28 protein-coding genes and 2 tRNA genes are annotated in these 24,704 nt (G+C 60.7%); 19 read left to right on the top strand and 11 right to left on the bottom strand.

Annotated elements, in window-relative coordinates:
• The first annotated feature begins 668 nt into the window (after positions 1–668).
• From C480_RS07040 to C480_RS24185, 8 genes are all read left to right on the top strand, one after another.
• Complete coding sequence (locus C480_RS07040; RefSeq protein ID WP_006664930.1) at positions 669–1,262, top strand: hypothetical protein; 594 nt, start codon at positions 669–671, stop codon at positions 1,260–1,262.
• Positions 1,255–1,449, top strand: a complete 195-nt coding sequence (locus C480_RS07035; protein ID WP_006664929.1) for a hypothetical protein — start codon at positions 1,255–1,257, stop codon at positions 1,447–1,449. Before C480_RS07040 ends, C480_RS07035 begins: the two co-directional genes overlap by 8 nt.
• A 2-nt stretch (positions 1,450–1,451) precedes the next feature.
• Positions 1,452–1,691, top strand: coding sequence for a hypothetical protein (locus C480_RS07030; protein ID WP_006664928.1), 240 nt, complete (start codon positions 1,452–1,454; stop codon positions 1,689–1,691).
• Positions 1,692–1,693: 2 nt separating this feature from the next.
• Positions 1,694–2,152 carry a hypothetical protein gene (locus tag C480_RS07025; RefSeq protein WP_006664927.1) on the top strand — a complete coding sequence of 153 codons (459 nt, stop codon included), beginning with the start codon at positions 1,694–1,696 and terminating at the stop codon, positions 2,150–2,152.
• A complete protein-coding gene (locus C480_RS07020; protein ID WP_006664926.1) occupies positions 2,152–4,893 on the top strand; it encodes a phage tail tape measure protein in 2,742 nt (913 codons plus the stop codon). The genes C480_RS07025 and C480_RS07020 overlap by 1 nt, the downstream gene beginning before the upstream one ends.
• Positions 4,894–5,114: 221 nt before the next feature.
• Positions 5,115–5,252, top strand: a complete 138-nt coding sequence (locus C480_RS23440; protein WP_161606997.1) for a hypothetical protein — start codon at positions 5,115–5,117, stop codon at positions 5,250–5,252.
• Positions 5,245–5,769 carry a hypothetical protein gene (locus C480_RS07015; RefSeq protein ID WP_006664925.1) on the top strand — a complete coding sequence of 175 codons (525 nt, stop codon included), beginning with the start codon at positions 5,245–5,247 and terminating at the stop codon, positions 5,767–5,769. The genes C480_RS23440 and C480_RS07015 overlap by 8 nt, the downstream gene beginning before the upstream one ends.
• Before the next feature lie 324 nt (positions 5,770–6,093).
• Positions 6,094–6,744 carry a hypothetical protein gene (locus tag C480_RS24185; RefSeq protein WP_006664924.1) on the top strand — a complete coding sequence of 217 codons (651 nt, stop codon included), beginning with the start codon at positions 6,094–6,096 and terminating at the stop codon, positions 6,742–6,744.
• Between the two features lie 317 nt (positions 6,745–7,061).
• On the opposite strand, the gene C480_RS07005 is transcribed toward C480_RS24185, so the two are convergent.
• A tRNA-Phe gene (locus C480_RS07005) sits at positions 7,062–7,135 on the bottom strand.
• Positions 7,136–7,359: 224 nt separating this feature from the next.
• Here C480_RS07005 and C480_RS07000 point away from each other — a divergent pair.
• Complete coding sequence (locus tag C480_RS07000) at positions 7,360–7,806, top strand: DUF7344 domain-containing protein (protein ID WP_006664923.1); 447 nt, start codon at positions 7,360–7,362, stop codon at positions 7,804–7,806.
• 330 nt (positions 7,807–8,136) lie between these two features.
• Here the strand turns inward: C480_RS07000 and C480_RS06995 are convergent.
• A tRNA-Val gene (locus C480_RS06995) sits at positions 8,137–8,210 on the bottom strand.
• A 60-nt stretch (positions 8,211–8,270) separates the two neighbouring features.
• On the opposite strand from C480_RS06995, the gene C480_RS06990 reads away from it, so the two are divergent.
• Together C480_RS06990 and C480_RS06985 are read left to right on the top strand one after the other, a co-directional pair.
• The gene (locus C480_RS06990) at positions 8,271–8,762 is read left to right on the top strand and encodes a DUF192 domain-containing protein (protein ID WP_006664922.1); all 492 of its coding nucleotides are present in this window, start codon (positions 8,271–8,273) and stop codon (positions 8,760–8,762) included.
• A gap of 131 nt (positions 8,763–8,893) precedes the next feature.
• Entirely contained in the window at positions 8,894–10,816 is a 1,923-nt protein-coding gene (locus C480_RS06985; protein ID WP_006664921.1) for an ABC transporter ATP-binding protein, read from the top strand.
• A 38-nt stretch (positions 10,817–10,854) separates the two neighbouring features.
• On the opposite strand, the gene C480_RS06980 is transcribed toward C480_RS06985, so the two are convergent.
• On the bottom strand, positions 10,855–11,199 hold the full coding sequence (locus tag C480_RS06980) for a DUF5789 family protein (protein WP_006664920.1): 345 nt from the start codon (positions 11,197–11,199) through the stop codon (positions 10,855–10,857).
• Positions 11,200–11,306: 107 nt separating this feature from the next.
• On the opposite strand from C480_RS06980, the gene C480_RS06975 reads away from it, so the two are divergent.
• On the top strand, positions 11,307–12,044 hold the full coding sequence (locus tag C480_RS06975; RefSeq protein ID WP_006664919.1) for a creatininase family protein: 738 nt from the start codon (positions 11,307–11,309) through the stop codon (positions 12,042–12,044).
• A gap of 28 nt (positions 12,045–12,072) precedes the next feature.
• On the opposite strand, the gene C480_RS06970 is transcribed toward C480_RS06975, so the two are convergent.
• Together C480_RS06970 and C480_RS06965 are read right to left on the bottom strand one after the other, a co-directional pair.
• Positions 12,073–12,552, bottom strand: a complete 480-nt coding sequence (locus tag C480_RS06970) for a DUF5790 family protein (RefSeq protein WP_006664918.1) — start codon at positions 12,550–12,552, stop codon at positions 12,073–12,075.
• Between the two features lie 144 nt (positions 12,553–12,696).
• Positions 12,697–13,197, bottom strand: a complete 501-nt coding sequence (locus tag C480_RS06965) for a dihydroneopterin aldolase family protein (protein ID WP_006664917.1) — start codon at positions 13,195–13,197, stop codon at positions 12,697–12,699.
• Positions 13,198–13,231: 34 nt separating this feature from the next.
• Between C480_RS06965 and azf the strand changes: the two genes are divergently transcribed.
• A complete protein-coding gene (gene azf / locus C480_RS06960; protein WP_006664916.1) occupies positions 13,232–13,975 on the top strand; it encodes an NAD-dependent glucose-6-phosphate dehydrogenase Azf in 744 nt (247 codons plus the stop codon).
• A gap of 94 nt (positions 13,976–14,069) precedes the next feature.
• Here the strand turns inward: azf and C480_RS06955 are convergent, their stop codons facing one another.
• From C480_RS06955 to C480_RS06945, 3 genes are all read right to left on the bottom strand, one after another.
• Positions 14,070–14,684, bottom strand: a complete 615-nt coding sequence (locus tag C480_RS06955) for a DUF309 domain-containing protein (RefSeq protein WP_006664915.1) — start codon at positions 14,682–14,684, stop codon at positions 14,070–14,072.
• Positions 14,685–15,093: 409 nt separating this feature from the next.
• Positions 15,094–16,203 (bottom strand): aminopeptidase, encoded by a 1,110-nt coding sequence (locus tag C480_RS06950; protein ID WP_006664914.1) that lies wholly within the window; start codon positions 16,201–16,203, stop codon positions 15,094–15,096.
• 141 nt (positions 16,204–16,344) lie between these two features.
• Positions 16,345–17,058 (bottom strand): queuosine precursor transporter, encoded by a 714-nt coding sequence (locus C480_RS06945; RefSeq protein ID WP_006664913.1) that lies wholly within the window; start codon positions 17,056–17,058, stop codon positions 16,345–16,347.
• A gap of 322 nt (positions 17,059–17,380) precedes the next feature.
• Here C480_RS06945 and C480_RS06940 point away from each other — a divergent pair, with 322 nt between their 5' ends.
• The 3 genes from C480_RS06940 to C480_RS06930 all read left to right on the top strand — a co-directional run bounded on the left by C480_RS06940 (position 17,381) and on the right by C480_RS06930 (position 19,079).
• A complete protein-coding gene (locus C480_RS06940; RefSeq protein ID WP_006664912.1) occupies positions 17,381–17,656 on the top strand; it encodes a PadR family transcriptional regulator in 276 nt (91 codons plus the stop codon).
• Between the two features lie 467 nt (positions 17,657–18,123).
• Positions 18,124–18,849, top strand: coding sequence for a potassium channel family protein (locus C480_RS06935; RefSeq protein ID WP_006664911.1), 726 nt, complete (start codon positions 18,124–18,126; stop codon positions 18,847–18,849).
• Complete coding sequence (locus C480_RS06930) at positions 18,849–19,079, top strand: Lrp/AsnC family transcriptional regulator (RefSeq protein WP_006110508.1); 231 nt, start codon at positions 18,849–18,851, stop codon at positions 19,077–19,079. Before C480_RS06935 ends, C480_RS06930 begins: the two co-directional genes overlap by 1 nt.
• A 15-nt stretch (positions 19,080–19,094) precedes the next feature.
• Here the strand turns inward: C480_RS06930 and C480_RS06925 are convergent, their stop codons facing one another.
• The gene (locus C480_RS06925; RefSeq protein ID WP_006664910.1) at positions 19,095–19,613 is read right to left on the bottom strand and encodes a DUF5813 family protein; all 519 of its coding nucleotides are present in this window, start codon (positions 19,611–19,613) and stop codon (positions 19,095–19,097) included.
• 421 nt (positions 19,614–20,034) lie between these two features.
• Between C480_RS06925 and C480_RS06920 the strand changes: the two genes are divergently transcribed.
• Complete coding sequence (locus C480_RS06920) at positions 20,035–20,526, top strand: MOSC domain-containing protein (protein ID WP_006664909.1); 492 nt, start codon at positions 20,035–20,037, stop codon at positions 20,524–20,526.
• A gap of 110 nt (positions 20,527–20,636) precedes the next feature.
• Here C480_RS06920 and C480_RS06915 read toward each other — a convergent pair whose 3' ends face one another.
• Positions 20,637–21,821 carry a trans-sulfuration enzyme family protein gene (locus C480_RS06915; protein ID WP_006664908.1) on the bottom strand — a complete coding sequence of 395 codons (1,185 nt, stop codon included), beginning with the start codon at positions 21,819–21,821 and terminating at the stop codon, positions 20,637–20,639.
• 209 nt (positions 21,822–22,030) lie between these two features.
• Between C480_RS06915 and C480_RS24745 the strand changes: the two genes are divergently transcribed.
• Entirely contained in the window at positions 22,031–22,351 is a 321-nt protein-coding gene (locus C480_RS24745) for a hypothetical protein (protein WP_006664907.1), read from the top strand.
• A 254-nt stretch (positions 22,352–22,605) separates the two neighbouring features.
• Here the strand turns inward: C480_RS24745 and C480_RS06905 are convergent, their stop codons facing one another.
• The gene (locus C480_RS06905; protein WP_006664906.1) at positions 22,606–24,129 is read right to left on the bottom strand and encodes an NAD(P)H-dependent oxidoreductase; all 1,524 of its coding nucleotides are present in this window, start codon (positions 24,127–24,129) and stop codon (positions 22,606–22,608) included.
• 147 nt (positions 24,130–24,276) lie between these two features.
• Here C480_RS06905 and C480_RS06900 point away from each other — a divergent pair, with 147 nt between their 5' ends.
• Complete coding sequence (locus C480_RS06900) at positions 24,277–24,684, top strand: hypothetical protein (RefSeq protein ID WP_006664905.1); 408 nt, start codon at positions 24,277–24,279, stop codon at positions 24,682–24,684.
• Positions 24,685–24,704: the final 20 nt, after the last annotated feature.

Genomic DNA, 24,704 nt, shown 5'->3' with positions numbered 1-24,704 from the left:
GTCCCTTTAGGGTGTCACTCGATTACCCTATTGTCTGGGTCAACGCCCAGACGCCCTGACGCGCCGCTGGCCCGGACTGGGATGTCCCATGTCCGTCAGCGTCGTAGTCGAGACAGACCAGTTCCGCTGCGGTCGGATCGTCGAACTTTGGGTCCGCATGCTCCGTCTTCGCCCGCTTCGCGGGAGTCCGGGTATACCGGGCTCCTGCCGCGAGTTCCAGTTTCATTTTCGCCCTCAAGGTCAGCAGCCAGTCAGACGGCCATAACTGATGCTCATGCCAATTGGTAGGACTCACAAGGGGAATCATCGGATCGGGCACTCGGAGAGAATGAATCCGCTCAGATCGCATCTCACTCGATTCTGAGTGAATCGCCGACTGCTTAAGGATGAGTCCCTCGAAATGAGAGAGCATGAGTACAACAGACAGTCGTTCGACCGTCGTTCTATGCCCTAAGTGCGAACGTCGGTTCCTCGAGTTAGGTTCTGCACGAAGTCATTTCGTACAGGTGCACGGCGACGATCGCTGGATCTCACAAAACGAGTTTCAGCCGACCACGCTCGAGATGGACGCAGACGCTATGTTCTGAACTGGCGCGAGAGGTCCCGATTCAGCGATATTCGGTAGTTTCGGCGGTAACCTCAAGGGTTGTCGACTCATTCCTATTGACATGACGTCGGAGTTAGTCGAGCGGGCAAAAGAGGTCGGCGGAACCGAACTCGCAAAGCAAGTCGCACTGCTGGAGGATGAACTCGAGAGAGAGTCCACGAAGCAGACGCTCAACCAGCGACTCAAGGAGCACGTCGATTACAGCGCCTCGGTCCTCAATTCGATGAGTGCCGAGACCAAGAAAGAACTTCTCGAGGAGTTCGAGAGCGAAACGACGAATGTCGAGATCCCCGTTCCCGGTCAGGGAGGCGACGAGACAGAGTCGGTCAAGATCAATCGCGAGTCGCCGGACACGTACACTCGAGAGGTAGAGATCCCTACTCCGGGTCAGAGAGGGGAGCCGAAGACGATGACGAAGGAGTACGAAGATACTGGTAACTCGGCGGGAGATAGCGTGAAGGCCAAGCGGGAATTTCACCAGATGTTGGCCGAACGGAAACGTCGCCAAAAGAAACGGGCAAAGCGCCGTCGTGAGGAGCAGGAATCTCGACCGATGCCCACTGGCTACACGAACATCGATGAAGTCGACGCTGACGACAAGTCCGGCATTCCCGTTCCCGGTCAGTACCAGCGCGAGGAGGGGAACGATGAGTGAGTCAGACGTAGTTCAAAAGGCGAGGCAGTTCGTGAAGATGGAGACGAATCAGGTCTATGAGCCTGTCGTCTTCACCTCGGAAGTCGCTGACGAACTGGGGATCAGCAAGGATGAGGCTTGCGATGCTCTCAAAGCGTCCTCGCATGTCAACGAGAAAGAAGTCGGCGGAATCTCGGTGTGGTGGTGACAATGGTCTCGCAAAAGGATCTCGACCTGGTAAACGCTGAGAAATACGGCGATGAGATCGCAGTCTGGATCAAGAAGAACACCGGCTACAAGGAACCGAACGTCGGAAAGGACCATCCTGTCGTTTCGGTCGAGGAAGTCGCCGAAGAGTTCGACCTCGACGAGGATGAGGCCCGGGAGAAACTGACTGAGTCAGAGTTCATCCACTCAAAGGCAGTCGGAGATATCCGAGTGTTCTACTGACCATGAGTAATCTCAAGAACGCGGAACCGTCCGATGACTATCTCGCGGAGTTCGACGGAAGCGAAAGCCGCGAGGATCTCGTTTCTATGGCGGTCCAGAAAGACGACAAGATGGTCAAGAAGGCGGCAGGGTTCGCAGACCTGCTCGACGATACGGACGTCGATGTAGATCGAGTTGCTGTCTCCGAACCTGGACAGATCGACGTCTTCTACACGAGTCGAGGGGAGTCTCCTGAAGATCTTGGAGCCGATATCGAGGAAATCGCTATCCACTTTGCCGCTCTCTTTGCCGGTGGAACCGCGTTAGGCCGGCTTGAAGCGGCAGGTGATCTCGGAGAGGACCAAACCCTCTGCTGGCATATCAGAGGGAAACTTGCCGCTCAATGCGCCCGTGACGACCTCGAACCGAAAGAGTACGTCGAACGAGTCGCGTCGACAACGAGAACGGAGGTGAACTCCTGATGGCACTCGGCGGCGGCGCGGCCGCCGCTGACGTCGAGGTCGCGGTTGGCGGTGATTCGTCCGGTCTACAGTCGGCCGTCTCGGATGCGGTCGATAGTCTGGGTAATCTTGAGAACGCTGCTATCGTGGCCGGTGGTGCGATGGCGGCGTTCGCGGGGAAACAACTCTCCGACGCCATCAGTGCCGCTGGTGACTTCGAGGACGCGATGGCGGACGTAGAGAAGGTGACGGATGAGGCCACGATGGAGGGAATGCGTGACGAGATCATGGAAATGGCGACGGAGATCCCGCTGGCCCATGACGAACTCGCCACGCTGGCAACTCAAGCCGGCCGGATGGGTGCCGAGGGAGAGGAAGAGATTGCCGAGTTCACCGAGGTCGCCGCTCAGATGGGTTCCGCAACTCAACTCTCGGCGGATGAAGCCGGGACCGCTCTCGGTAAGGTATCCTCTGCCCTCAACGAATCGGTCGAGGACGTCGGGGAGTTGGGTGATTCGATCAACGAAGTCTCGAACAGTTTCGCGACCGACTCGAGTGAGATCGTCGATGCGGCCCAGCGTTCGGGACAGGTGCTCTCGAACCTCGGGATGGAAAGCGAATCCATTCTCGGGCTCGCGGGTGCCTTCAACGAAGTCTCACCCTCGAGTGAAGTAGCCGCTTCGCGGATGGAGGCCGTCGGCGAGGCGATGATGGACCCTGATAACGTCGATATGTTCGCTGACGCGTTAGGGGTCACTTCGGATCAATTCGAGGAGATGCGGGACGAGAGCCCCGAAGACACAATGCTCGAGTTGATGGACGCGGTCGATGAGGGTCGTCTATCGTACGAGGAGATGGACGACCAGCTCCGAAAGCAGACCGCTGACGCGTTCCGAGATACCGCCGCTGCCGGCGACGAGATGCGCGAGGCAATGGAACTCTCGGGTGACGCGATGGAGGAGGGTGAGTCGCTATCGGGCGAACTCGCTACGGAGACGGACACCCTCGCTGGACAGAAGCAGTTGCTCTCGAATCGCGTTCATAATCTGTTCATCCAGATGGGTGAGAACCTTCTCCCTGCTATCCGGGGCGTCGTTGACCTAATCATCGACGCTATCGACTGGTTCGCAGACATCAACGAGGAGACCGACGGGTGGGCTGGTACAATTAGTCTGCTCGCTGGTCTTGTCGGGGGACTGGCCGTCGCTGCCAGCGGACTGATCGCTCATCTCGGAGGTCTGGCTGGGATAGCGTCAACCGTCACCGCGTTACTCGGCCCCCTCGCAACTGCTATCGGAGCGATCACTGCTCCTGTACTGGCCGTCGTTGGTGCTATCGGTCTACTCGCGGCTGCCTTTGCGACGGACTTCGCAGGGATACGAACTCGTACAGAGGAAGTCGTTGAAGTCTTCCGTGAGGCACTACAGCCGGCAATCGAATGGTTGCAGTCCGATGGAGTCGAGATCTTCAATACGATCAAAGACGCTGTCCTCGAGTTCGTCGACCTTGCAGAACCGTACATCGAAACCGTCGTTGACCTCGTAGCAGACGGGCTGATAGTCGTCATCGAGGAAGCCGCTGACGCATTCGAGACGGCATTCGGGATTATCAGCAGTGCCATCGAAACGGCGTGGGAAGACGTCATCCAGCCGTTCCTCGAGTGGTCGTCGGAGATCTGGGAGGACCATCTTGAGGAGCCGGTCGAGGAGGCCCAAGAGACGTTCGAGGTGTGGGCCGAAAAGGTCGAGGAACTACTCGGCTGGCTTGAGGAGGAAATCATCGGACCGTTCCTTGACTGGTTCGAGGAGAACGTTCAGGAGAAACTCGACGAAATCGAGGAGTGGTGGGATGAACACGGTGAAGCGGTCGAGGAGGTCGTCGAATTGCTATTCGGTGCGCTGGAGTCCATCATCGAATTAGCGATCGCCAATATCACCGATGCCCTCTCGGCGTTCTTTGCCCTGCTACGTGGCGACTGGGAGACGGCTCGCGAGAACGTCGAGGATATCGTCGAGCGAATGGTCGATGCGGTTATCGGCCTCTTTGAATGGCTCTGGGAGAAGGTCACCGAGTGGATCGGCGACCTCAAAGAAGACGTCCTTGGTACCATTAGCGACCTGCGCGAGGACTTCGAGGAGACGATCGACAACCTGGTCGAGGGCGTCATTGGATTCTTCGAGGATCTCTACGACGACGCAACCGACTGGATTGACGACCTAATGTCGGATATCCTCGAGACGATCACGGAGACGGACGTACAAGATGCGTTCTACGAGATCCTCAACGACGCCTACCAGTGGTTGACAGGCTCCGCAGTGAGCGACTTCCTCTCCGCTGGTGAGGGTCTGGTAGACGCCATCGTCGAGGGTATCAAAGACGCCCCCGATGCAGTCAAGAACGCCGTTGAGGACGTCGTCGGTGAAGCGAGGGATATGCTCCCGTTCAGTCCCGCGAAAGAGGGACCGCTTTCAGATCTCGATGACGCAGGCGAGGCGCTCCCGGAGACGCTGGCGTCCAAGATTAGTACGAACGTCGGTGTGGTCTCCGGCGCTGTCGATGAACTCGCCAAAGCCGCCCGTCCCGATCTGACAGCAGGAGACCTTCCGGCTCCAGATGTCCCCTCCGGGAGTTCGGGAACGGAGATCGTCGTCGAGGAAGGTGCGATCGATATCGATGCTCGGGGAGCCGATGACCCCGATGAAGTCGAACGGGCTACTAAACGAGGTCTCTCGCAAGCCCTCAAAGCGCACAGGGTAGACTAATGATTCGACCCGCTTCCCCGATGGCGCTGGCCTGTCGAGATTCTCTCTGCTATTCTACGGCTTCTATTGCCAGTGAGAGAGAATCGTCGAATAGAGCAGGGTCGAGCACCGGAGCGCAAGGTCGGAGAGAAATAATCGGCTCATATGGCCGCTGACGAGATCGTGAGTTTAGAGTTGTCGACTGGCAGACACCTTATGGGGACTCAAGGGCTATTAAGAGCATGAGAGACAAGCACATTGTCCTCTCCGACGACGAGTACGAACGACTCGAGGAAGTCCGCCAAGAGATCTACGGGAGTGAGTCAGTCCCCTTCGGGGAAGTCGTCAATCGTCTTCTTGAGGAGTCCGACCATGAGTAGTACAGCCCAGAAGTCAACGTCATACCGAGACGAGGAGACCCTTCGGCGGTTGTATGTTGAGAAGGGTCTAACGACTTATGAGATCGCCGACGAGTTGGAGTGTTCTCAATATACGATTCGCACCTGGATGGAGAGGCATGGAATCGATCGACGTCGGCGGGGACGTCATAATCGGGTCGAGTATGCGACTTACGAGATCACGACAGGCAACTACGAGCTGTGGAAGGACCAGATTTGCGAGGAGTCGATCTACGTTCATCAACTACTTGCAATAGCAGACGGAGCCGACCCTTACGACGTCTTCGATGACTCGATGGTCTGTCATCATCGCTCTGATCACCCTCGGGATAACCGACCGGGGAATATCGAGGTCATGGACTGGGGAGAGCACTCCTCTCACCATTGCCGACAAGAGATTCCCGAATGCAAGCGCGAATTGCTCGAACGAGAGCGTGTCATAAAATACGTCTCATACCCGCTATCCATCGATTATACAGCCCTCATTCCGCACCTGTAAGCCAGTGATTTCAACAGTTACACGTTTTATCCATGGTCGAGTCTCTGCATAATGGTGGGTGGGAACTATTATATGACACGCTACGAACGAGTTAAGAGAGTAAATCCAGCGTCGGAGACCAATTGGTGATCGCCATGATTAGAGAGTCCCCCAGTAGGTTCGTCACCAGTAGTATAGTCTCCAACCAAGTCCCAAATAGTACACTTAGTAGTCGAACCCAAGTCCTCCCGTTCCCCGATAGAATCGATCCCAGTAGAATAGCCCAGATACCATGCTCTAAGCATCAGTCTGTACGAACGACCCTCGATACGACGAGCAATATCCATGACTCGAGACAGTAATCGTCCGATCGATACGGAACAGTTCGTGGGCGGTCCGGTCGATGAGGCTCCGAAGATCGCGCCCGACTACTACTGCAACTCGAAACAGTCGGGGCGTACGGATGATGGTAAGAAAGTGTTCAAGGGCTATTGCTCGCTTCGGGCTGGTTGGGGGACTGATCACGTCGAGGAGGGACGGTGCAAACTTCACGGGGGAGCGATCGAGGGTGCTGGTGCGCCGGCTCATAATCAGAACGGGCAGACTCACGGGCTCCGGTCGAATCCCCAGCACTACTACGAGTCGCTCGACGAGGAGGAACAGACGTTCGTCGATGGCATCTCCGAGACAATCCTGAACCGTCACCGAGCGAGATATGGCGATGTTGATTCTCTCGACGATGAACTGGCCCATCGAGTCGCGGTGAAACTCCACATCGTATCGAAGGCGTCTGACTATGTCGAGAGCGAGTCCGGGCTGGTTCAGACGATCTCTGGTCGCGAGGAGTCGGCTGCTCTGCTCGACGAACTACGTCAGTACGATATGAGCATCTTCGACGATCTCGAGAAGTTAGGAGTGCTATCCGAACCGGATGAAGAAGATCGGCTCGAGTCTTGGCGTGGGTTCGTCGAAGACGGCGAATCGAGTGAGACTTAGTAGGACGCCGCTCATGCCATCTCTTGCTCGAGCAGACCAATGACGCTGCCCCGCAGGGCGAATCCGATTCTACGGCAAGTGAGAATGCCTCACGAGCAAGTGAGTGTCAGCCTTCTAACTCGAACTGGAGAGTCCCGGTGCGCGCGCTGACGAGGCGCGACGAGTAAGTACATAATCTCATGGGCTCAAATGTAGAGCGAAGTGCCCGAAGGCGTCGGGGCGCGAGTGGAACCATGGTCAAATCTAATCGGGAGATCAGCGGTAAAATCGGCGTAAGGCGTCGCCTGCGTCCGAATGTCGTCCGAGTAAAACCGGAATGCCGCCTCCCGGATTTGAACCGGGGACAGCTCGATCTTCAGTCGAGTGCTCTCCCAGTCTGAGCTAAGGCGGCTCGCACTTACATCTCCGGCCATGGCATAAAAAAGGATTTCGAATCGCATCCAGTCATTACGTGCATCTCGTGACACTTCTGTCCTGATACGCTCATCATTAGTAGGCTATCCAACACTCTATAATGGTCGGAATACAGTCTCCGATGGCTCCGGGTAACGCCCGTCTGTTGGATATATAGATATTCAAGACACGTTTTTCCGCACTCGTGGGTAATATCATGTTATGGGGGCACTTACCTCGAGCCAAGCGGAGTCCGACCTCTCGGCGGACACTATCCTCGAATTACTGGCAAACCGTCGCCGTCGGTACCTCCTGTATGCCCTCCGTGGCCAGGATAGTCCGATCGAACTCTCGACACTCGCAGAACGGGTCGCCGGTTGGGAACACGATGTTCCCCCTGAAGAGGTCGCAAAGAACGAATACAAGAGCGTCTACGTCTCCTCCGTTCAGTGCCACGTCCCGAAACTGGCCGACGCCGGCGTCGTTGACCACGACGAAGAGAACCACACCGTCGTCCTCGCGGACAGTTTCGACCAACTCGAACCGTACCTCCGCATCGTCGTCAAGGACGAACCGGAGAACTCGACACTGTACGCTGCCCTCGAAACCGAGACCGGTGAGGGATTCTTCAGCCAAATTCGCGAGAACGTCGCTCGCTTCAAACAGTAACTGCGCTTCTTCCCCTCTCTAGCAGTCGAATAACCGCTCTATCGTCTCCTCTCTCTTGTCGAGTTCAGTACTGACTGTGAATTCCCGTGTGGATCGCCGCACTGAACCCGCTGAACTCGGGGCGGGTTCGAACCACGGTCGGAGCAAGCTCCTCCCTGATTAGAACCCGCCCTCGGAAACAGTTCTGTAACTCACTGTCGTTCGTCCCAGAAATGGGCTCGGGCGGGTTCGAACCACCTGAACTTCGCTCACTATCGTTCGCTCGTTCTGTAGTTCGAACCGTCCTCGATCCACGCACCTGCTGCTCGCGGATTTGCTCGCAGCAGGAAGTGGGCTCGGGCGGGTTCGAACCACCGACCTCGGCCTTGTAAAGGCCGCGTCATGACCAGCTAGACCACGAGCCCGCATCCGGAATAAGTCCCCCCGTCCGAATAACCTTTACTTTCTCACGCCGCACTGTCGGTATGGCTTTCGAGCGCGCCTGGAAGGGGTTGCTCGTCATTATCGCCCTCTTACTCGGCGGCTTCCTCGTCGTGCAGACCGGTATCGTGTCGGCACCGTGGGCGGCCGATCAGGCGACGGTACACGTTCTCGACGCGGACGGCGAGTCCAAGGCGACGGTCGAGGCCGAGATCGCCGACAGCGCCACGGAACGGTATACCGGTTTGAGTGATCACACCTCGCTCGAGTCGGGCGAGGGGATGCTGTTCGTCCACGCGAGTGAAGGCGAGCAGACCTACGTCATGCGAGAGATGGACTTCGATATCGATATCGTCTTCGTCGGTGCGGATCGCGAAATCACGTCGATCGAGCACGCCCGAGCGCCGGAATCGGGGGAAGACGGTGAAGACATCCAGTACACCGGTCAGGCCAAGTGGGTCCTCGAAGTGCCGCGCGGATACGCGACAGAGACGGGGATCGAGGTCGGTGACAGGGTGGTGATCGACGAAGAGTGATTCTCGACGAGTTCACGGAGTGGGTGCGTTTCGAGTGGCGTGATCCGTTTCCGCGGTGAACGGTCCGCTCGACCGTGGTGTTTCGATTCGTAGGAAATGCTTATTGCTGACCGTCCATTCAAGCGAGTGTAATGAGTGGTGTCGACTGGGACGATGACGACCCGTTCGAAGAGCAACGGGAGAACATCGATAGTCCCATGAAGCGGTTGCTCTTCGAGTACGGTCGGCCGTACTGGGGGTCCGTGACTGCCGGTATTATCGGGAGCGTGCTGGCGCGGTTGCTCGATCTGATCCCGCCGATCTTGCTCGGGGTCGCGATCGACGCGATTTTCCTGCAAGACAAGCCGTTTAGCGTTCGGTTCGTGCCGGACGGGTGGCTTCCGACGGACTCGACCGGCCAGTTCGCGTTCACGGTTGTCATCATTGCCCTGTCGTTTCTCGTCGGCGCGGCGTTTCACTGGGTCCGTAACTGGGGGTTCAACTCCTTCGCACAGGATATCCAGCACGACGTGCGGACCGAGACGTACGACAAGATGCAGCGCCTTGACATGGAGTTTTTCGCCGACAAGCAGACCGGCGAGATGATGTCCATTCTGAGCAACGACGTGAATCAGCTCGAGCGATTCCTCAACGACGGCCTCAACTCCGCGTTTCGACTCGGCGTGATGGTCGTCGGTGTCGGCGTGGTGCTCTTTACGATCAATCCCCAGCTCGCGCTCATTTCGATCGCGCCTGTGCCGTTGATCGCCGCGTTCACCTACGTCTTCGTCAAGAAGATCCAGCCCAAGTACGCCGCCGTTCGTTCCTCTGTCGGCAACGTGAACTCCCGACTCGAGAACAACCTCGGCGGTATTCAGGTGATCAAGGCGAGCAACACCGAGGGGTACGAATCCGAGCGCGTCGATGACGTTTCCCGGAAGTACTACGACACCAACTGGGGAGCGATCAACCTTCGGATCAAGTTCTTCCCCGGGCTCCAGGTCCTCTCCGGAATCGGGTTCGTGCTCACCTTCTTCGTGGGCGGCTATTGGGTGTTTCAGGGCGCTCCCGGCCCGTTTACCGGCACGCTCGATGTCGGCGAGTTCGCCACGTTCATCCTCCTCACGCAGCAACTCGTCTGGCCGATGGCCCAGTTCGGACAGGTGATCAACATGTACCAGCGCGCGGAGGCCTCGAGCGAGCGCATCTTCGGCCTGATGGACGAAACGGGCCGTATCGAGCAAGACGCCGACGCCGAACCGCTCGATATCGAAACGGGTCACGTCGAGTACGACGACGTAACCTTCGGCTACACCGACGAGGAGACGATCATCGACGATATCTCGTTCGACGTGCCCGGCGGTGAGACGGTCGCACTCGTCGGCCCGACGGGGGCGGGGAAGTCGACGGTACTGAAACTGCTGTTGCGCCTGCACGACACGGACGAGGGGGCGATCCGAATCGACGGACAGAACATCCGGGAGGTCTCCCTTTCCAGTCTCCGCCAATCGATGGGATACGTCGGTCAGGAGTCCTATCTCTTCTACGGCACCGTCGAGGAGAACATCACCTACGGCACCTTCGACGCAGACCGCGAGGAAATCGTCGCGGCGGCCAAAGCCGCCGAAGCCCACGACTTCATCGAGAACCTTCCGGACGGCTACGACACCATGGTCGGTGAACGCGGCGTCAAACTCTCGGGCGGGCAGCGCCAGCGGGTCGCCATTGCGCGGGCCGTGCTCAAGGATCCGGACATTCTGATCCTGGACGAGGCCACCAGCGACGTCGACACGGAGACCGAGATGCTCATCCAGCGGTCGATCGACGAGCTGACGGCGGACAGAACGACGTTCGCTATCGCACACCGCCTTTCGACGATCAAGGACGCGGATCAGATTCTCGTTCTCGAGGGTGGTCGGATCGTCGAACGCGGCACGCACGACGAACTACTGGAAAACGGCGGTCTCTACTCACACCTCTGGGGCGTACAGGCCGGCGAGATCGACGAACTGCCACAGGAGTTCATCGAGCGGGCCCAGCGGCGACACGCGCGGACGGAGATCAACGACGACTGAGTTCGTAGTCCGTCTCGGTTCGTCTCCGAGGGACGCTCTTAGAACGACTCCTGTTCGCTCTGTCCCTCCTGATCCGGCGCACCCTCGTCCTGTCGCTGTTCGCCGGTCGCGGGCGGCGTCCGGTCGCTGTAGTTTTTCCGTCCGATCGCGTCGTCGCTGACCATGGTCATGATCGCGTCCTCGACCGCGTCGGCCGACTCGTACTCGTCTTCGTTCAGCGGCCCGATCACGTCCTCGAGCGTCGTCGTCTCCTCGCCCATCTCGAGTTCTTCGTCGCCGAATTTCTCGAGGAGTTCGTCGTGGCCGATCGGGTACTCCTGGGATTCGAGGTCGTCGGCCAGGTCGCCCAGTTCGACGCCGAGTTCGCGGTTGTCGTTGCTCATAGTGGCATTTCATCCATGATTCGGAAACCGGTTGACCTTGCGTTCGCCACGCGACGGCCGGTCACACCACCGACGGTTTCATGGTCGAACGGGAAGCCTACTCACGCATGGACCTCGCTTCCGCCACGTGGACCGACGTTCGCGACAGCGACCCCGAACTCGCGGTCGTTCCCGTCGGCAGCACGGAACAGCACGGCCCGCACGCACCGCTCGGGACGGACGTTCTCACCGCCGAGGCCGTCGCCGACGCCGGACTCGAACGCGTCGATCGAGCGGTCATCCGCACGCCGGCGATTCCGGTCGGCATCGCCGAGGAGCACCGCCAGTTCCCCGGGACGATGTGGGTCTCGCCGGACACCTTTCGGAGCTACGTGCGCGAGTCGGTCCAGAGCCTGGCTCACCACGGGATCGAGCGCGTCGTCCTCGTCAACGGCCACGGCGGGAACGTCGATGCCCTCCGGGAAGTCGGCGCGCGACTCACGCGCGACCGCGACGCCTACACCGTTCCGTTCACCTGGTTCGAGGCCGTCGGCGACCACTCCGCGGACATGGGCCACGGCGGGCCGCTCGAGACTGCACTCTTGCGTCGGGTCGCACCTGAACTCGTCCACGAAGAGCGGATCGAGACGGCCCGCGCTGGTGCTGCTGACGGCTGGGGCGAGTGGACGAGTCACGCAAATCTGGCCTACGACTCGGCCGAGTTCAGCGAGAACGGTGTCGTCGGCGATCCGGCCGCGGGTGAGAAAGAGCGGGGCGAGGAACTGCTCGAACTCGCAGCCGATTCGTTGGCGCGGTTGCTCGACGCGGTGGCTGAACGGGACGTGTCGCGTCCGGACGGCCGATAGCGCCGTCGGCCGGGCGTCGTTTTCGCGCTTACTCCGCGTCGTCGCCGCTTTCTTCGTCGTCGGCAGTCGCTTCGTCGTCCGTCTCGTCGCCCTCGTCGGACTCAGTCTCGTCGGCAGGTCCCGCGTCCTCGAGCGTCCCGCGGAGTGCCGGGATCGTCGAGGTGAGGTCGCCGACCTGCTCGCCGGCGTCGCCGATGTCCGCGATCGTTTCCTCGAGCGCCTCGATCTCTTCCTCCAGGTCGGCCGCATCTTCGAAGGCGTCGGCGCGTTGACCCATGGTGAACCACTTCTTTGCATCCCGGAGGTGGGACTCGGCGTCGCCGGGGTCGAGCGCGGAGTTGAGGGCGTTGAGGACGCCGAGGACGTTGTCGGCGTCGGCTTCCCAGACATCGTCCGCGTCGGGGAGTGCGTCCCAGGCGTCGGCAAGCGAGGATTCGACGTCCTCGCGCATCTCGTTGGCTGCTTCGCCGAACAGTTCCTCGTCGTCGCCGAGCGTCGCTTGGCTCATGTCACCACGTTCACGCCGACTGAGGTTAAAAGGTCGCCCGAAAGTGAAAGTGAAATTTGGGAGAAGCGAGTCGGTATCGACCGAACGGCAGACGGGTTTCGAAAGGGAGGTCGTTTGCCGTGCGTCGGTTGGGACGCCGTCGAACTACGCGTCGGTTTCGCGGCCGTCGACGGAGACGAGTTCCATCAGCGGATAGCCGTTTTCCATGGCCATTCGGGTGACGACCTCGTGATCCTCGTAGTCGACGACGATTTCGACTTCGAGAAAGCGACCGGTGAGTTCGGTGTAGTCAGCTGTCGAGTCGGCGAGTTCGCGTTCGAGTTCGTCGGTGCGAACGTCGACGGTGACGGCGCTGCAGTGGGGCTGGTTCTCGATCGATTCCTCCATCGCGCGTGCGAGGCTCGGGGCGCTGCCGGGCGAGACGGGGGTGCCGGCGAACTGGTGGTAGAGCGAGCCGAACTTGATGCCGGCCTCGAAGCAGGCGGTCTGGGCGGCTGTCGGCGTCGTGGAGTCGTCGGTCTCGGAGTCGTCGGTCATGGCCGTGTGCTCGCGGGCCGGGAGGAAGGGCGTTCCGATCGGTCGGAACGGGGCGGTGGTCGGCTGGAGCGATGCGAGGTCGGTGGCGCTACCGATCCAGAACCGCATGGTTCTTATCGACGCTTTCCCTCCCATCGTACGAATGGCACAGTCGGTCCTGCTTACCGGGGCTGCGGGGCGCGTCGGAACGGCGATCCTCGCCGACCTCGCGGACGAACACGAGTGGCGGCTGATGGATCGCGACCCGATGACTGATGACCATCCGGGCGAGTTCGTCGTTGCGGACATCACCGACGAGGAGGCCGTCCGCGAGGCGATGGACGGCGTCGACGTGGTGATCCACCTCGCAGGCGACCCGCGACCGGACGCGCCCTGGGACAGCGTCCTGACGAACAACATCGACGGCACGCAGACGATCTTCGAGGCTGCCGTCGACGCCGATGTCGAGAAGGTCGTCTTCGCCTCCTCGAATCACGCCGTCGGCGCGTACGAGACCGAAGAACGGACGCCCGACCTGTACCGAGCCCACGACGACTACCTGTTAGACGGTACCGAACTCCCGCGGCCGGGGAATCTCTACGGCGTCTCGAAGGCCGCGGGCGAATCGATCGGCCGGTACTACCACGACGAGTTCGGACTGTCGGTTGCCTGCGTTCGTATCGGCAACCTGACGGAGGGACACCCGCCAATCGATTACGAGCGCGGGCAGGCGATGTGGTTGTCCTACCGCGACTGTGCACACCTGTTCGACCGCTGTATCCGCGCCGACTACGAGTTCGAAATCGTCTACGGCATTTCGGATAACGACCGCAAGTACTACTCGATCGAGCGGGCGAAGGAGGCGCTGGGGTACGAGCCGCAGGATAATTCTGCACGACACGACTGACGGGCCGGCGGGCCGACGGGCTAACTGACGCGTCGACGGCCGGGAGCGGTTCTACGCACACAAGTACCGTTGTAACCGTGTTTCGACAGCGATCTCAGAAGAGACCTTCTACGTCCGACTCGCGGGTTTGTCGTCGCTCGACGTGGCTCGTCAGTCGCTGGTAGACGATACCGCGAGCGTCGTCCTCGCGAACGAAATCGAACAGCAACGCGATGAATCGGCTGTCGTCTCCCCCCGCCTCGAGATCGCTCTCCGCGTACTCGCGGGCTTGCTCGATCGGTGCCGTCTCGTAGCCCGTTGCCTCGGCGAGGACGGGCGCTGCGATCAGCGTCGAATCGAGATCGAGCGTCGCAAGGGACGGGACAGTCCCCTCGTGCTCGATTCGGACCGGCGGTCGCCGTTCGACGAGTTCAGGGTCGTCGGCGAGCGACGTGAGAAACGACCGTATCGGCTGAAGCTCGATGTTGCGATACGTCGGCGGTAACGCGCGGAGATAGCCGTGTGCCCGCTCGGCCAGCCCGACGGCTCCCTCCCAGTTGTGACTGTGGGCGTGGTGAACCGCCGCGCTCGTCTGGATCAGGCCGTGAAGCAACTGCTCGTCGTCGGTTCCGGTTTCGAGATCGAGCCAGGTCGGCTCCCAGACATCGTGAGCGGCGTGGTAGAACGCGTCGTTGTAGATGGCGATGCCGGCCCGGAGCTGATCGCGCATGGTCGGGGTTGGCGGTCGAGCGTCGAGGGTTTGTCGGTCGACCGTCGGTGGCTGGCCGGCCAACGACCGGTTTACTGATGGCTGACTGACGACGAACTGCGATGGGAGCTACAGAAAGAGGGGAAGTGGGGAACGGAAATGGGGAATGCCGGATACGTGCCGCCTCCGGCGGGGCGGGCAGACAACTGTCGAACGGAGAGTGCGAACGAACCATGACGGAAACTGGACGCCGGGCGCACTCTCAACCGGTTACTCGCCGCCACCGGCGGGGCGGTACTCGATCCGAGTACGCTGGTCCGTATTAGTATGCAGTGGGTTCCGTTGTGCTGTGGGGCCAGTCTCGCTCTCCCGCCCGTACTACGGTTCGCTTACGTTCAGTACGCCGGCCCTGTCCCGAATTTGGCCGCGCTTACTCCGCGTCCGAATCACCCTCCCAGCGGAATCGGCCGTTTTGCTGGACGACCTCGCCGTCGATTTCGAGCCGAGAGTTCTCGCTTACATCGGTGATCATGTCGACGTGGACGGCGGAGTCGTTGCCCGACTCGTCCGCCGGCAGGCACGCGTCGTAGGCCCGTCCGAGCGCGAGGTGGACGGTATCGCCCATCTTCTCGTCGAACAGGATATTGTCCGTGTAGCGGTCGATACCGCGATTCATCCCGATACCGAGTTCACCTAGGCGACGAGCGCCGTCGTCGGCGTCGAGAATGTCGCCGATCACGGACGCACCCTGGTCGGCATCGTAGTCGACGACGTCGCCGTCCGCGAACTCGAGGCGGACGTTTCGGACGGTCTCGCCGCGGAGCGTCATCGGGACGTCGAACGTGACCTCGCCCTCGGTTCCGGCGGGAGCGGTGAACACCTCGCCGCTTGGAAGGTTGTGCGAGTCGTAGGCGACCGAGGCGGCGCTGTTGACCGCGGTCCGCCCGTCGATCCGCATCGTCAGGTCGGTCCCCTCCGAGACGAGTCGGACCGCCGAGCCGTCGTCGAGCAACTCCTTCATGCGCGCCATTTCGTCCGCCAGCGACTCCCAGTCCCGAAGTATCGCGTCGTAGGCGAAGTCCCGATACTCCGCGTAGGCCATGTCGGCCTGCTGGGCGAGCGCGCGCGTCGGGTGCGCTGTCGACACCCAGCGCGTGTCATAGCGCGCCTCGCGGATTTCGCTTCGGGCGCGGCGATAGCCGCTCCGAACGTCGCCCGGCACGTCCGCCGTCGCGCTCGTATTCCGACCGCCACCCAGCGAGAGATAGACGTCCGTCTCCTCGAGCAAGGCGCGTTCGTGACTCGGATCCTCGCTGAACTCGCGGTCCTGGGCGTCGTGTGCGCGGAGATAGGCGCGCGTAATCTCGCCGGAGCTGTAGGTGGCGAGGAGGTTGGCTCCGCGCTCGCCGAGGCGCTCGGCGACGGCGACGGCGAGTTCGTGCGCGTCGGGCCCGACGGAGAGGACGACGTTGTCCCCGGCCTCGACGCGGGCGCTCCAGTCGACCAGTACGGTTGCGTGTTCGCGAATGCGGTCGTCCATACGGGGACGTGTGGACGGGTCTATAAAATCGTCATCGTCTGTGGCGCTGGCTCGCAATTCGCAATTCGCAACTCGTGAGCCGTGAGCCGTGAACCGTGAACCGTGAGCCGTGACCCATGGACTATGAGTCGGCGATAGCAGCTACGACGGCGTCTCGGCCGTCCCAACCCCATCCCGCGAGCGGACGATCGACACGACGGCGTAGACGACGGGCGTATCGAGCACGGCGATCAGAAGTTTCAGCAAGTACTGGCCGACGATCAGCGTGAGCAGTGCACTCCCGCCGCTGACGGTGCCGATGCCGAGGATAGCGGGCGCGATCGCGAAGGCCACGGAGACGAAGATGACCGTATCGATCGCCTGGCTGCTCGCCGTGGAGGCGATATTGCGCAGCCAGAGTTTCTCCCGGCCGGTGTGGGCTCGAATGCGGTGGAACACGATCACGTCCCAGTTCTGGCTGACGACGTACGCGAGCAAGCTTCCGAGGACGACGTTCGTCGACGCCCCGAGTACCGTTGCGAACTCCGTTGCGACGGCCGGATCGGCGGCCGGTGCCGCGATGGTCGACCAGACGAGCGCGAGCACGACGAAATTGAGCGCGAATCCGACGTTGACGACGATCTGCGTGGCTTTCCGACCGTACAACTCCGCGTAACAGTCGCTGGCGAGAAAGGTCACCGCGTACGCGAGCGCCGCCCCGGGGAGGGCGAGTTCCGCGCCGATGATCGGGAGTGAAAACGGGAGCGAGAACGCGAGGATCTTCGAAGCCGTCACCTGCGCCGTGACGAGCGCCGTGACGAACAGGCCGATCAGTGCGACCTGGGCGACCGTCGGCGTGGCACGCTGGTGGTTCATATCCGCCGCCTCTCGGCCCGACGTACCTAAACGATACTATCCGGAGCCGCTATGCGATGGATTACGCGGTCACAAGGCCGTGCTAATCTCGCCATTCGATAGCAAGGGATACCGTATATTCGAGTCAAATTCGCGGATGCCATCCGGATGCCGCCCGTGGGACGCCTCGCTCGAATTGCGTTCGTGCGCTTGATCCCCGTGTGGCCGGTGCCTCGAGTAGCGCCTCCAAACGCGCAGTAGTCCGTCAGAAACCCCGTTCTCGGGCCAGATACGCGATAGATAACAAATAGTCAGTGTCGTGGTGTGATCACATGGGTGAAACATGGACGATCTGACCGGGTTCCAGCGGGACCTCCTGTACGTCATCGCAGGAGCGGACCAGCCATCCGGCCAAGACGTAAAGGACGAGATCGAGACCTACTACAGCGCCGAGATCAACCACGGACGGTTGTACCCCAACCTCGACACCCTTGTCAATAAGGAACTCGTCGAGAAAGGTGAACTCGATCGACGAACGAACTACTATGCGATCAGCGACGATGGTCGACGCGCGATCGAAGACCGTCGGCAGTGGGAGCGCCAGTACGTCGAACCCTGACCGCGTCTCCTATGGCAATATCTTGCCGACTCGTTCGCTGAGCTGCCTCGTCCTCGCCATCGAGTACTCCTCCACTGCTCTCTGCTTGGTATCCTGAAGACGGTGACGGGCTACCGGCAAGCTACTGACAGATTATCACTTCCTCGTTCGCCCACGCTGTTCCCTCCGGCGTCTGCCAGCGTTCGGTCGAGGTCACTGCTGTCACTGTATAGAGCCGAACCTCGCCGAGTCGAGAACGGTATCGAGACCGTGTGTCCGGGTGGTCGATAGGTGGTTGTGGTGGTAGGTAGTTGCCAACCCGGACACGATCCATTTCGTCCTCAGGAGTCATTAAACCAGCCATCTCCGGTTGATAATGACACAAATCAATCCGATGGTGTGACTGACCGGTGTTAACCCTCGTCGTGACCCGAGTTGTGTGATTCTGTGGCACAACCTTATTGATGGGTGCGAACGTACCCCAGTCCATGCGGTTCGTGATTATCGGTGCTGGCCGTGTTGGCCTTCGGACGGCGCGTGTCCTGCGCGAGGAAGACCACGACGTGACGATCATCGAGCACGATGAGGCGATGATCAGGCGCGCCCGGACGCAGGAGTTCACCGTCGTCGAGGGTGACGGGTCGCGCGAGGACGTTCTCGACGAGGCCGGCATCGCGCAAGCGGATGTCCTCGGTGCCCTGACCGGCGATCTGAACGTCAACTTCACGGCCTGTATGATCGCCAAGTACCACGGCTGTCGGACGGTCATGCGCATCGACGAGGCCTATCGAGAGGGTATCTACCGCAAGTACGCGGATGCGGTCGACGAGGTGATCTACCCCGAGCGACTGGGTGCGATCGGCGCGAAGAACGCCCTTCTCGGCGGGACGATTCGCGCGATCGCGGATATCGCCCCGCACCTGCAGATCGTCGAGTTAACGATCACCGAGGCGGCACCCGTCAACGGATACACGATCAGCGAACTGGAACTCCCGGCCGACGCGACGGTTCTCGCCTTCGGCAAGCACGAGCAGCCGCTCGGAATCCCGTCCGAAGACGAGTCGCTCGCGGTCGGGGATCGGCTTATCGTCCTGGCTGATTTCGCGGTGTTGAGCGAGGTTCGTCAGTTGCTGGTCGGCGAAGATCCGAAGCAAGCGACCGCTAACGCAGACGCCGATCCCGGCATCGACGCTGATACTGGAGGGATCCACTGATGGTTACAGCATTCGTTATGGTCAAAGCGAACACGGGCGAGGCGGACCGACTGCGAAACGAAATGACCGCGATCGACGGCGTTCAGTCGGCACACATCGTCGCCGGCGACGTCGATATTATCGCCAAGGCACGCGTCGAGACGCCCGCCGCAGTCAAGGAAATCGCAGCGACACAGATACAGGGCATCGACGGCGTCGAAGACACGCAAACGTACATCGCGATGGACTAACGCGGCACCGACCGGTCACATCGGCGTATCGCTGTTTTGCGGTTGCTGGCCGCGGTCCTGTGCACTCTCGAGGAGCGTCGCCGCCGGGCCGCCGTACTCGTAGCCGGGCACGATCCCCTGTGCAAACGTCCCCTCGATGAACTCGATGAGTGCCTTGGCATCCTCGACGCCGTCCCGCGCATCCCAGGCGGTGAACTCGAGGACGACGGTCACGGTATCGGCGTCGCGGTCGATCTGCGGTTCGTCGTGGGTATCCGTCCGGGCGACGGTAAACGCGTCCTCGAGTCGCCGCTCCAGGGTTTCGAACCAGCCGTCCTCGACGACTGGCGCGACGGTTTCCCCCGCGACGGCGGCGTCGAGCGTCGGCAGGGTTACCGTGATCGTCACCCGCCCGTCGCGCTTTCCTGTTGCATCCGCTGCTGTGACGATTGCGTCGAATACCGTCGTCGTAAGCGCGTAGCGATCGTCGTCGATCGCCTTGAAATCCTCGTGTGCTGCGAGTTCACGATCGATAGAATCGGGGAGTGTCGTCATGAGCGTGGATAAGAAAACGCGTCTCGTCGGAAAGGGTGTTACGTTCGCTGCACGTTTGGTTCCCGTTTCGGAGGCAGCGTTCTTCGACTTCCACGCCCGTTCCCGACGTAGCCGTCTCCGGTGTGATTGTCACTGGCCCACTCCCGGGGAGGTCATAAAACAGGTCTTACATCTACTATGTGGGTACCCAGATTCGATAAGTACAGGCGAAGGAGTTACCGAAGCAGCTATCGGTCTATCCGAGATTTTCCAAAAACCACCTGCTGAATATTGAGGAGGAGTTCAGCGCGGCGGCTTCATCTATTCACTTGGTAGCCAATGACCCAGCTACTCGGTATGATTTGCGGACATACCGCTGAGTTACCTTGGTAACAACACCCACATCCGAGTGTTTATACTGTGTTAAACGCGCATAGAACACATGACCGGGAGTGGCACCGTCGAACGGATTTTTATCGCACCTGAAGCCGAAGCGGAGATGGAAGAACAGACCGACGTTGAAGCAGTTGCTGGGAAGGGACTCCGAGGTGATCGCTACTTTAGCGAGATTGAGACGGGAACCTTCGTCAAGTGGGAGCCAGATGAGGAACGCCACGATGGGTACGACCTCACGTTGATCGAGCAAGAGGCTGTAACAGCAATCGAACGTGAATCGGGAATCGAACTCGCACCGGGAGAACACCGACGAAACATCGAAACCCGTGATGTCGCACTCAATCATCTCGTTGGACAACGATTCCGAGTCGGTGACGCCATCTGTCGGGGCGATCGGCTGTGTGAACCCTGCAACCATCTTCAGCGCATCACTCAGGACGGCGTATTGCAGGCACTCACCCACCGAGGTGGGCTCCGAGTGGACATTCTCGAAGACGGGATGATTCGCCCCGGAGACGTAATCGAACCGCTCGAATAATCCGCGTTCTCTCGTTTAGAAACAGTTCGTATTCCGCTCGCGGCTACCATATCTAGTGGGCGATCGACCCGCTTGTAGTACGGGTCGTCGAGGGAGAGAAGAACGTGCGCCTACGGTAGCGCCCTCCGGAGATCCTCGCAGAGGTCATCGGCGTCTTCGAGGCCAACGGATACCCGGACCAACGTCTCCGGGATCTCCGCTGAATCCTCACTCCGACTGAACTCGTCGGGGATCATTAGTGACGGCACCTCGACAAGGCTCTCGACCCCACCGAGACTGGCTCCCGGCGTGAATACCTCAAGGCCCTCGATGAACGCCTCAAGTTCGATGAGCGTACCGTCGAACTCGAAGGACAGCATCCCGCTGTACCCCGACATCTGCTCAGTCGCAAGATCGTGTTGCGGGTGGCTTTCAAGACCCGGGTAGTGAACCCGAGCGACCCGATCGTGGCTTTCGAGGAACCGGGCAACTGCCATCGCGTTCTGCTCGTGAGATTCCATCCGCGCGGGCAGCGTCTTGATGCCTCGTGCAACGAGGTAGCAGTCGAACGGCGAAAGCATATTCCCAAGCCCAACCCGCTGTGCGAACGCCAATTGCTCGTAAACTCCCTCATCGTCGGTGATAACGGCACCACCGATCGAGTCGGAGTGCCCGTTGAGATACTTGGTAGTGCTGTGGACAGCGATGTCGGCACCCAGTTCGAGTGGGGCTTGACAGTACGGACTCGCAAAGGTACTATCCACGCTGAACAGGGCATCGTGGTCATCGGCGATGTCGGCTATCGTTTGGATATCGCACAACCTGATCAAGGGGTTCGACGGTGTTTCTGCCCAGATCAAGTCAGTGTCCGCGTTGACTGCATCGGCGACGTTGTCGGGGTCACGGGCGTCAACAAAGTCGATGTCAACGCCGAGATGTCCGGCCATGTGTTCCGTGAGCAGTTTTTCGGTTCCGCTATAGATGGTATCCGAGGAGACGACGTGGCCTCCCGGGGGGACCAGCGACAGCATCGTCGTCGATGTGGCGGCCATTCCGGAGGCGAACGCCAACCCGTACTCGCCGCCTTCGAGGCGGGCTAACTGTTCTTCAAGAGCTGCCCGCGTCGGATTGCTCTCGCGCGAATAGTCGTGTTTATTGGCGTCCTCCCCGCTGGCCCACTCGAACGTAGTCGAAAGATGAATCGGCGGGACGACGTCGTTCGTTCCATCTCTATGAGGATGCATCTCGGTTTCAGCTGCGCCGACTGCGATGGTTGCGAATCGATTCCTGTCGGATTGGCTATTGTGTCGTGTCATCAGATACTCTCCACGGGACCCACGTAGACCCGATTTAGAGGGGTGTTCACAGGAGTGTTCTCAGTTGCGAAGGATAGGTGTGAAGTTTCCGGCGAGGGTGGCCAGAATCCCAAACCCGACTTGGACGTGGGTCAGCGAGTCGTTGGTTGCTACCCGTTGTATGCTCCGAGGGAAAGCGTCTTGTTCGCATGGACGAGTGAATCGTCCTGGTGTATTTGGTAACGTTCCGCCTCGCTCCGGGTGAGTACGATACGGAGTTTCACGAGTTGAATGGCGCGATACAAGCGGCTGCTGAGGACACAGAAGGATATCCGGGCAAGCAGACGTGGCATGCACCGGATAGTGAGGAGGTTCTTGTCAGCTACTATCGGGAGTCGTCGGACGCACTCGTGTTGTTTGGAGCGGATGCGGACCACAAACGCGCGAAACGGCGGTGGACAGAGTGGTACGATGCGTATGAGGGTACCGTTACGGAAGTCGTTGAGACATCTGGGAGTGGGTTCGGTGACGATTCGAGCCCACTCGTGTAGGGAAATCACCAACCGGTTTGATTAGTGAAGTCCGTAAGTGGATAACGCGTATCTCCCTGTATCGGCCAATTCAATAGTCCCGATCGAATTTCCTGTTCTGGAAGATACGTGCCCTGTATTCAGTATGACCGACAAACCTCGTTCAGGCCTGATAGAACGCTTACTGGTCAATACGCACATGTAGTGGGCGGATATTTCACGATAAACCACCCCGAAGATAGAGCGTCAATAGAGACAACCGGAACCGACCGGTATCAGATGAGATTGAGCAGCGGCACGGTGGCGAACCAGACCAGAAAGCTTAGCGACGCAACCATCAGCCCGTCGATGCGAGCGGGGGTCGTCCGGTTTCCCAATCGAGTTCGAAGGAGCCAGACGAGTGCGAGCGCGTGGGGCACGCTGAGGGCGACCAGCGGCCCGTAGAGGCCGCCCCCAACACCGAGGGCCGCCCAGACGACCCCCGTCAGGCTGGCAAGCAGCGCAGTCGCCGCCGCGACGGTCGCAGCGCCATCGATTCCGAAGCGGACGGCGATCGTCTCCTTGTCGGCGCTCCGATCGGCGGCGCGGTCCGGAACGCCCGCCAGCGTGATCGACGGGAGCACGGCCAGCAGAAACGGGATCGAAAGCAACCACGGCAGCGAGTCGGTCGCCGCACCGCCCTGGACGACGTACCCGCACAGCAAGACGCCGGTGCTGTGGGTGAGGGCCACGTCGAGTTCACCGAGCGTTCGGTAGGAGAACTCGAGCGGCGGGAACGTGTAGCCGAGCGCCAGCACGCCGAGGGCGATCATGACGGCTGCCGTGGTGAGGATCGGTCCGGGGCTGACGGCGAGGGCAGCCCCGCCGGCACCGACGGCGAACAGGAGCGCGACCCCGATTCCGCGGCGCAGCGCCGCGAAGTCGAGTTCACCGTCGACGAGCACCCCCGAACCGCCGGTGAAGGGACCGGCGAACGTGTTTTCGCGGTCGGACGGGTAGTCGATGAACTCGTTGGAGAGTACCGTCGCCGCCTCGAGAAAGAACAGGAAGGCGAAGCCGAGCCAGTACGGGAGCGACGAGACGGTATCGCTCGAACCTGCTGCCGCCAGCGCGCCGATCGTGTACGCCGCCCACGCCATCGGGTAGAATTGCAGTCGAAGGGCTTTGAGCCACGCCGTCGTCCGGCGGCGAACGCGCGTCGAGCGGGAATCGGGGCCGTCGTCGAGGCTGCGCCCCAGCCGGGTTGCTTTTTCGAGCCACGCCTCGCGTTCGTCGGGCGTCGACTCCTCGACCGACCCGAGCGTCGTGACACGGGTGGTTCGGATGCCGGCGTAGCCGAGCGTCGCGCGTTTGACGGCGTTGGTTCCCGGCTGGCGGTAGATCCAGCGGTAGACCCACGGGGGCATGTCCATCGTGACGAGCAATTCGGCGGTCGTGTCGTCCAGTAGCCCTTCGTGGCCCGCGCCCTCCCCCTCGTCGTACTCGACGAACGCGAAGCCGGGCGTGAAGACGCGGTCGAAGAAGCCCTTGAGCCGCGCCGGCATCGTCCCCCACCAGTTCGGGTAGACGAAGACGAGGTGGTCCGCCCAGCGGATCGATTCCCGGGCCTCGCGGAGGTCGGGTTCCAGTCGCTGGTCGCTGGGAGAGACCTCGTGGACGTCCGGATCGAACGCGAGTTCGGCGACGGCGAGTTCGCGAACGTCGACGCCGGCCTCGAGCGCCCCGTCGCGGTATGCGGCGGCCAGCGACCCGCACAGGCTGTCGGTCCGGGGGTGGCCGAGGACGAGCAGGACGTTCATCGTCGCCGTGATCGTCTCACCGTGGGACGCGGCCGTCCTAAAAGACGGTGCTTGATGGGGTCGGTACGAAGTGCTCCCGAGTGCACAATAGAGATCATATCAACGTTTAATACTATTTCGAGTCCCGGTGGGGGTAGAGAGACCGTCATGGCAACGTCCGATACTGCACCCGAGACCGAGGCCGTCGTCGAGGAGTACGTGCTTGGCGTTCGGATCGTCGCGACCGATACCGGCGAGCGCTATCGCTTCGAGGCCCCCGAACACACCGAGATCGTTTTCGACAGCCCCGAAGACGCGCGGCGCTACGCCGACGTCTACTTCGATGTGAACGGCTTCGTCGAGGAGGGGACCGGCGAGCGCGGCGTCCCGCCGGAGGTCGTGCAGGCCGGGAAGGATACCCTCGCGACCTACCTCGTGACGCTCCCCTGGGCCGACGTTAACTGGGTCGCCTCCTTCTACGGCGCGACGCCGACCGAAATCGAGCGGTATCTCTCGTGGGTTCGCGATCGGGCGACGGAGATCCGCACGCAGATCGCAGACCGGGACGTCGAGTAGGCCGGCTGCGAGTTCCGTTC

The sequence above is a fragment of the Natrialba aegyptia DSM 13077 genome (genome assembly GCF_000337535.1).
Taxonomy (GTDB): domain Archaea; phylum Halobacteriota; class Halobacteria; order Halobacteriales; family Natrialbaceae; genus Natrialba; species Natrialba aegyptia.
The sequence above is the reverse complement of the archived record's forward strand: the minus strand, read 5'-3'. Positions and strand labels throughout refer to the sequence as shown.